Here is a 7,972-nt window from a genome sequence, read left to right as displayed (position 1 = left end):
CGATCCCGAGCTTCGTGGTCTTCTCGTTTTTCAGTAGGTTGAGAGCAATTCGACGCAGGATGGCGAAATTTTGCGCAGCTTCGCCTACGCGGATACGGCAATCGTCCTCGCGAAATGCGACGTCCAGAACCCAGTGCATGCAGTTTTCGATGCCCCAGTGTGCCCGTACGGTCTGAGCGAGATGCGCCGCTTTGGCCGGCAGGCTGCTGATGTAGTATCGGCGTTCGACGCTGGTTTTGCCGCTACTGTTTCTGCCAATAATTTCACGCGTCGATTCGATCATGATTAGGCTTTGCAGGCCGGACCAGTGCTGGTTTTGCTGACCGAGCCAGGCGACGTCGTTGGTTACCAAGCAGCGCCGGGTTTCGATCCGTCCGTGATCTTTTTCCGTCTGGCTGTCATCCCAGAACGGGCGATCCAACTTGCCGCTATCTGCGGCATCGAACCACAGCTTGACGGCTTCGGACAGACCGGGCTGGTTGTCCTTCACGCCCAGCACATAGTCGGCGCCGCTTGCGACGATATTGGCCGCGATGTCGTGCTGGCATCCCATCGCGTCAATCGTGATTATGGCGCCTTTGATGTCCAGCGTCGCCAACAGTTCCGGTATCGCCGTGATCTCGTTACTCTTGTCGGCTGTCCGGACCTGTCCCAGCGTCAAACCGCTTGCGCTGCTCCATGCCGACACTAGGTGAATGGCACTCTGCTTGCCATCATGCGAGCCACGTACGCACTTGCCATCGATGGCAATGTGCTGTCCCTTCAGCGAGGGACACATTGAACTCATCCAGCGCACGAAGCATGCCTCGAACTGCGTTGCGTCGAGCAGCGAAAAGACCCGTCCGAAGGTGTCGTGCGAGGCGATGCCATTGGCAAATGGAAGGTGCTGGCGCAACCAGTCGAGCTTCATCTCGCTCCATTCGACAACATTGGTCCAGCTCTCTGCCCCACTGATGACGGCGCAGATCGCGGCCAACAGTAATTCGTCGAGTTGATATGCGCATTGCCGCGCACGCGGATCGCGCAATTCATCGAATGCTTCCACCAACGACATCGGTCCGTTTGCCATTTTCTCGCTCAAATATCGAGAGTAAACGCCATTCTGAGCGAGTTTACAAGCAATACTTGCAACCTTTGCTCATGACAACGAGATCGCCTTCATGCAATTGCCCTGGCTGGGGGGCGGCTGGCGCTCCTCCGGGTGCCGGGATGGGTGTATATTGCTGGCGAACTCGTCAATTCGCAATGGAACGCCTATGTCCCCGGTACTACTTTTCTGTGTCCTGATTGCCTACTTCGCCTTGTTGATGGGCGTGGCCTGGGCCACCTCGCGCAACGCCAACAACGACAGTTTCTACATCGGTAACAAGAGCTCCAACTGGATGCTGGTCGCCTTCGGCATGGTCGGCACCACGCTGTCGGGCGCCACCTTCATCAGCGTGCCCGGCGCGGTCGGCTCGGACGCCTTCGGCTACGGACAGATCCTGATCGGCTACGTGATCGGCTACATTGCGGTGGCCTACATCCTGCTGCCGCTGTACTACCGGCTCAAGCTGACCTCGATCTACCATTACCTGGACGTGCGCCTCGGCCGCCGCTCCTACCAGTCCGGGGCCTCCTTCTTCATCCTCTCGCGCCTGCTGGGCGCCACCGCGCGCCTCTACCTCGTGGTCAACATCCTGCAGGCGATCATCCTCGACAGCCTGGGCGTGCCGTTCTGGCTTACCACCCTGGTCATCCTCGGCATGATCCTGATGTACACCTACGAAGGCGGCGTCAAGACCATCGTCTGGACCGACACCCTGCAGACGACTTGCATGCTGATTGGCCTGGTGGCCTGCGTGGTCTACCTGCTGACCCAGCTCGACATGTCGGTCGGCCAGAGCCTGGCGGCCATGGACGCGCGCGGCCTGTCGACCATCTTCACCACCGACTTCGACAGCCCGAACTTCTTCCTCAAGCAGATCGTCGCCGGCGCCTTCATCGTCCTGACGATGACCGGCATGGACCAGGAAATGATGCAGAAGACGATCTCGGTGAAAACCCTGAAGGACTCGCAAAAGAACCTGCTGAGCCTGACCCTGATCCTGATGGTGGTGCTGTCGATCTTCCTGTTCCTCGGCGGCCTGCTGTACCTGTACGCGCCCGTGGCTGGCGTCACCGCCACCGGCGACAAGATATTCCCGGCGGTCGTCATGGGCCAGCTGCCCGCGGCGGTGCAGATCATCTTCCTGATCGCGCTGATCTCGGCCCTGTTCCCCAGCGCCGACGGCGCCATCACCGCGCTGACCTCGAGCTTCTGCATCGACCTGCTGGGCCTGAAACGCCGCGACGACCTGTCGGAGGCGGACAAGGTGAAATGGCGCCAGCGCGTCCACCTCGGCTTCGCCTTCCTGTTCCTGCTGCTGGTGATGGCCTTCAAGTGGGCCGACAACCCGAGCATGATCATCGTGATCCTGAAGCTGGCCAGCTACACCTACGGCCCGCTGCTTGGCCTGTTCGCCTTCGGCATCCTGACCAGCCGCCACCTGAACGACCGCTGGGTGCCGGCGATCGCGGTCGGTGCCCCCATCCTGTGCGGTTTGCTTGAGTTCAATCAGGCGCACATCCTCGGCAGCTACCGCCTTGGACTTGAACTCCTGATGGTCAACGGTATATTGGTGTTTGCCGGCTTGTGGGCCATTTCGAGCCGCGAGCGGCGCGATACGGCCGCGGTTGCGGCCTGATTCTTCCGAGAACATAATGACAACGAAGCCCGGTTTTCGCTTACAGTGCTTATCGGGATTACCGTAATCACTTATTTGCTGGAGTATCGATGTCATTCAAGCCCATGTATTACCTGCGCCGCGGCTTCGGCATGTTCTGGACCGCGCTCGACGCGACCCGGCGCACCTTCTTCAACCTGCTGTTCCTGCTGATCGTCATCCTGCTGGTATGGGGCGTGTTCTTCGGCGGCGCCAAGCCGATCGCCAGCAAGACCGCGCTGGTGCTCGACCTGAAGGGCAGGCTGGTCGAGCAGCACAGCGGCACGCTGCGCGAAGCACTGGTGGCCAACGTGCGCGGCGACGAGCGCCGCACCGTGCAGCTGCGCGATGTGCTGGCCGTGCTGGATGCGGCCGCCATGGACCCGCAGATTACCAGCGTGGTGCTGATGCTCGACGAACTCGAAGGCGGCGGCCAGGCCATGCTCAATGAAGTCGGCGGCGCGCTGGAGCGCGTGAAGGCGACCGGCAAGCCGGTGGTGGCCTGGGGCGGCAGTTACGACCAGCGCCAGTACCGCATCGCCTCGCACGCCAACGAGGTCTACCTGCACCCGATGGGCATGGTGCTCATCGAAGGCATGGGCCGCTACCGCAACTACTACCGCGATGCGCTCGACAAGGTCGGCGTCACCGTCAACCTGATGAAGGTCGGCACCTACAAGAGCTTCGCCGAGCCCTTCATCGGCAACGGCCCGTCGGAAGAGGCGGCCGAAGCGGACGCCTTCCTGTACCACGCGCTGTGGGGCAGCTACACCGCCAGCGTCGAGAAGAACCGCAAGCTGCCGGCCGGCGCGATCGACAAGGCCATCCAGGCCCTGCCCGAAACCATGACCGCGCTGAACGGCGACACCGGCAAGCTGGCGCTGCAAGCCAAAATGGTCGACGGCCTGAAAACCCGCGACGAAGTGCGCGAGCTGATGATGAAGCGCGGCGCACCCGACCTGGAGAAGAAACCTTCCGCCAGGTCTCGTTCAACGAATACCTGGCGCGCCAGCGTCCCAAGCTGTTCGGCGACGGCGTCGGCGTGGTGGTCGCCTCCGGCGACATCATCGACGGTAACGCCAGCCCGGGCACGATCGGCGGCGTGTCCACTGCAAACCTGATCCGCCGCGCACGCGAGGACGAGCAGATCAAGGCCATCGTGCTGCGCGTCGACTCGCCGGGCGGCAGCGCCTACGGCTCGGAACTGATCCGGCGCGAGCTGGAACTGGCGCGCAAGGCCGGCAAGCCGGTGGTGGTTTCGATGGGCAATGTGGCGGCTTCCGGCGGCTACTGGATTTCGATGGCGTCCGACGAAGTGATCGCCGACCCGACCACCATCACCGGCTCGATCGGCGTGTTCGCCATCCTGCCGACCGCGGAAAAAGTGGTCGGCAAGATGGGCATCCACACCGCCGGCGTGCGCACTACGTGGCTGGCGGACGCCTACAATCCACTGCGTCCGCTCGACCCGCGCTTCGGCCAGCTGGTCCAGTCGAGCATCAACCACATCTACAGCGAGTTCACCACCAAGGCCGCCGCGGCGCGCAACACGACGCCGGCAAAGATCGACGAAGTGGGCCAGGGCAGGGTATGGACCGGCGTGCAGGCGCAGGAACGCGGCCTGGTCGACACGCTTGGCGGCTACCACGACGCGATCGCTTCGGCGGCGCGGCGCGCGAAGCTTGGCGCCGACTACCGGGTGGCCTACATCGAACAGGACAGCTCGCGCTTCGAGCGCTTCCTGCAGATGTTCGGCGCGTCGGCCGCCACCGCGGTGAACATCGAGCTCAAGCTTGGCATGCTGCCGACCGGGATCCCAACCGGCGCGGTGGCCGGCGTGACCCGCGACCTTGGGTGGCTGGCCGACCTGACCGAGGGCCGCAAGCCGTTCGCGGCGGTCACCCATTGCATGTGCGGCGAATAGCGTACCTGTCGGCGGATTGACAGCGGCGGCCCTGGTGGCCGCCGTTTTCAATTCCGGGGTGCGCCAGCTAACAGACCCGCCGGCGCAGCCGTCCTACCATCCGTTTTCAGGCTCAACGAGCGAAGGAGAATGACGTGGACGAACAGGACCCGAAACGCAAAAACATGCAACCGCCGATTCCGAGCCACCTGCCGGACCAGGCGCCGAAGGAAGACGAGGAAAAGATCGCGGGCACCGACCAGGTGCCGGGGCACGGGCCGCACGACAAGCCATTGGCCGGGTCGCCGGGGCTGGCCTCCGGCCCGAAGATGGACAACGTCGGCGGTGCAGGGCTGGGCAAGGCGCCCGGTGACGGCGACTCGACCACGCGTGACCGCGATACGAAAGTCGATCAAAAACCATAAGCACCGTCGTTTCCGGCATTGCCGGAACCGACTGCCCGCGAAAGCGGGCACCCATACTGAGTGTGCGTCATCGATTCAGCATGGGTGCCCGCCTCCGCGGGCACGACGTGATCAGAGTTGTAGCCAGTATGTAACGCCATGTACGGCAGTTACATCTAAAGCAAGCTGCCCGGTTCTTCCTCTGCGGCATGCCAGTCAGCCGCTCATCACTACCCCTCCCGAACCCTGCAAACACCCTGTATTGTCGCGTTCAGCGTGCGGTATGAGACATAAGTAATCCATGTCTCCATGCTAGAGTTCTTGCAAGAAATGAATCATTTTTTGCGCCGCCCGGCACACAAGGACCAGCATGATGGAACGACACTTACAACGCCGCCGACATCCCATGCCCGTTACCCCGCGCAACCGGCGCGCCAAAATCATCGGCACCGATGATCGCGGTACTCCGCGATAGATCGCGCTTGCGCCCTGCCTGGTGATCTCAGCGAAAAGCCCGACGCCGGCGGCGAGCTCCCCGGGAGGGCCCGGTCCCGCAGCGCAGCAGCTCCCCGGCCCAAGGCGGGCGGGCGGACCGAGCGGCACGCGGCCCTTGCCGACGGGGAGGACGCAGGGCTCCCGCAACCACCGTCGGCGTGGCCACCGCCGAACTGGCCGACATCCCGGTCGTCATCGACGCCCTGGGCACCGTTACCGCGGCGGCCACCACCACGGTGCGCCCGCAGGTTTCGGGCATCCTCCAGAAAGTCCACTTCACTGAGGGCCAGCTGGTCAGGCAGGGGCAGGTAATGGCCACCATCGACCCGCGCTCGTTCGACATGGCGCTGCTACAGGCGACCGGCCAGCGCCAGCGCAACGAGGCGCAGCTGGAAAGCGCGCGCGTCACGCTGTCGCGCTTCCGCACGCTGCTGGTACAGGACTCGATCGCGCGCCAGGAAGTCGACACCCAGGCCGCGCTGGTCAAGCAGCTCGAAGGCACCATCATGACCGACCGCGCGGCCGAAGGCGTGGCGCGCCTTAACCTCAGCCACACCCACGTCAAGGCTCCGATCACGGGCCGGGTCGGCCTGCGCGTGGTCGACATGGGCAACCTGGTGGGCAGCGGCGACGCCAACGGCATCGCCGTCATCACCCAGCTGTCGCCGATCGACGTCGAATTCGCGGTGCCGCAGGACCAGGTGCCGCTGCTGCAGGAGCAGATCGCCGGCGGCGGCACCTTGCCCGCCACCGCGCTCGACCGCACTCGCAGCAGGACGCTTGCCAGCGGCCGCTTCGCCGCGCTGGACAACCAGGTCGATACGCAAACCGGCACGGTGCGCGCCAAGGCCAGGTTCGAGAACACGAAGCAGTTGCTGTTCCCCAGCCAGTTCGTCAACCTGCGCCTTCAGCTGCGCACCATCGAGGATGCCGTGATGGTGCCGGTGACCGCGCTGCGCCACGGCGCCAAGGGCGATTTCGTCTACGTGCTCGACCCGGACAAGCGCACGGTCGCCGTGCGCGAGGTCGCGCGCGGCCAGGCGACCGTCGACAAGGTGCAGGTGCGCACCGGGCTGAAGGCGGGCGAACAGGTGATCACCGAAGGGGCCGACCGCCTGTAGGACGGCGCCAGCGTTACGCTGGCGGGCGACCAGCCGGCAGCCGGCGCCGGGCAACGCGGCCGCCGCCAGCGCGAGAGGCAGTAATGAATCCGTCCGGCCCCTTCATCGCGCGCCCGGTCGCCACGGCGCTGCTGATGCTGGCGATCGTGCTGTCCGGCCTGGTGGGCTTCCGCTTCCTGCCGCTGTCGGCGCTGCCGCAGGTCGACTACCCGACCATCCAGGTGCAGACGCTGTACCCCGGCGCCAGCCCGGAAGTGATGTCGCGCACCGTCACCGCGCCGCTGGAACGGCAGTTCGGCCTCGGCCAGACGCTCGACGTCGCCGAACAGGAAGTGCAGGCGGCGATCAATGCGGGCAGCTCGCTGCTGCCCGCCGACCTGCCGGCGCCGCCGGTCTACGCCAAGGTCAACCCGGCCGACGCGCCGGTGCTGACCCTGGCGATCACCTCCGACACGCTGCCGCTGACCGAAGTGCAAAACCTGGTCAACACCCGCCTCGCGCTGAAGATCAGCCAGGTGTCCGGCGTCGGCCTCGTGACCCTGAGCGGCGGCCAGCGTCCCGCCGTGCGCATCCAGGCCGACACGGATGCGCTGGCGACCCAGGGCCTCGGCCTCGATACGCTGCGCACCGCCATCGCGGCCGCCAACGCCAACAGCGCCAAGGGCAATTTCGACGGCCCGACCCGCTCCGACCGGTCGGCGTGCCGTCGACCCTGCTCGAGCGCCGCCCGGACATCGCGGCCGCCGAACGCCGGGTGGAGGCGGCCAATGCGCAGATCGGCATCGCGCGCTCGGCCTACTACCCGAACATCGGCCTGTCCGGTTCCATCGGCAGCGGCGGCAGCCGGGTGTCGGACCTGTTCAGCGTGTCGAACGCGGTGTGGTCGTTCGGCCTGTCGGTGGCGCAGAGCATTTTCAACGCGGGCGCCACGCGCGCGGGCGTCCAGGGCGCGGAAGCTTCGCACCAGGTCGCGGTGGCGCGCTACCGCCAGACCGTTCTCGATGCCTTCGGCGATGTCGAGAACCAGCTGTACGCGGCGCGCGTGCTGGCCGACCAGCAGGTGTTGCGCAAGCAGGCGTCGGACGCGGCCGACCAGGTCGAAACCCAGATGCTCAACCGCTACAAGGCGGGGCAGGTGGGCTATTCGGAAGTCGTGCAGGCGCAGACCAGCGCGCTGGTGCAGGTGCAGGCCGACCGCCAAGCGACGGCAGTGGCCCTGATCCAGTCGCTGGGCGGCGGCTGGCACGCCACGCCCCGGTAAGGGCTAGTGCGCGGCGGCCGGCGGGTTGATGTCGACCTGCTGGA

6 protein-coding genes and 2 pseudogenes are annotated in these 7,972 nt (G+C 65.2%); 7 read left to right on the top strand and 1 reads right to left on the bottom strand.

The window, feature by feature from the left end; genetic code table 11:
• The coding region (locus tag D3872_RS13135; protein ID WP_229459315.1) for an ISAs1 family transposase at positions 1–1,069 on the bottom strand (1,069 nt) is incomplete at its 3' end.
• Between the two features lie 187 nt (positions 1,070–1,256).
• Here D3872_RS13135 and D3872_RS13130 point away from each other — a divergent pair.
• The 7 genes and pseudogenes from D3872_RS13130 to D3872_RS13105 form a co-directional block, all read left to right on the top strand.
• The gene (locus tag D3872_RS13130; RefSeq protein WP_119811182.1) at positions 1,257–2,726 is read left to right on the top strand and encodes a sodium:solute symporter; all 1,470 of its coding nucleotides are present in this window, start codon (positions 1,257–1,259) and stop codon (positions 2,724–2,726) included.
• An 89-nt stretch (positions 2,727–2,815) separates the two neighbouring features.
• A complete protein-coding gene (locus D3872_RS26510) occupies positions 2,816–3,865 on the top strand; it encodes a S49 family peptidase (protein WP_229459314.1) in 1,050 nt (349 codons plus the stop codon).
• Positions 3,787–4,668, top strand: a complete 882-nt coding sequence (gene sppA / locus D3872_RS26505; RefSeq protein ID WP_229459313.1) for a signal peptide peptidase SppA — start codon at positions 3,787–3,789, stop codon at positions 4,666–4,668. The genes D3872_RS26510 and sppA overlap by 79 nt, the downstream gene beginning before the upstream one ends.
• A 134-nt stretch (positions 4,669–4,802) precedes the next feature.
• Positions 4,803–5,072 (top strand): hypothetical protein, encoded by a 270-nt coding sequence (locus D3872_RS13120; RefSeq protein ID WP_119811181.1) that lies wholly within the window; start codon positions 4,803–4,805, stop codon positions 5,070–5,072.
• Between the two features lie 632 nt (positions 5,073–5,704).
• A complete protein-coding gene (locus D3872_RS13115; protein WP_370660965.1) occupies positions 5,705–6,667 on the top strand; it encodes an efflux RND transporter periplasmic adaptor subunit in 963 nt (320 codons plus the stop codon).
• A gap of 83 nt (positions 6,668–6,750) precedes the next feature.
• Positions 6,751–7,356 (top strand): annotated as a pseudogene (locus D3872_RS13110) (efflux RND transporter permease subunit); the annotation flags it as partial.
• Positions 7,350–7,928: pseudogene (locus D3872_RS13105) on the top strand (TolC family protein); the annotation flags it as partial. The pseudogenes D3872_RS13110 and D3872_RS13105, both read left to right, overlap by 7 nt.
• Positions 7,929–7,972 lie beyond the last annotated feature (44 nt).

The organism is Massilia cavernae, assembly GCF_003590855.1.
Lineage (GTDB): Bacteria > Pseudomonadota > Gammaproteobacteria > Burkholderiales > Burkholderiaceae_D > Telluria_A > Telluria_A cavernae.
The sequence above is the reverse complement of the archived record's forward strand: the minus strand, read 5'-3'. Positions and strand labels throughout refer to the sequence as shown.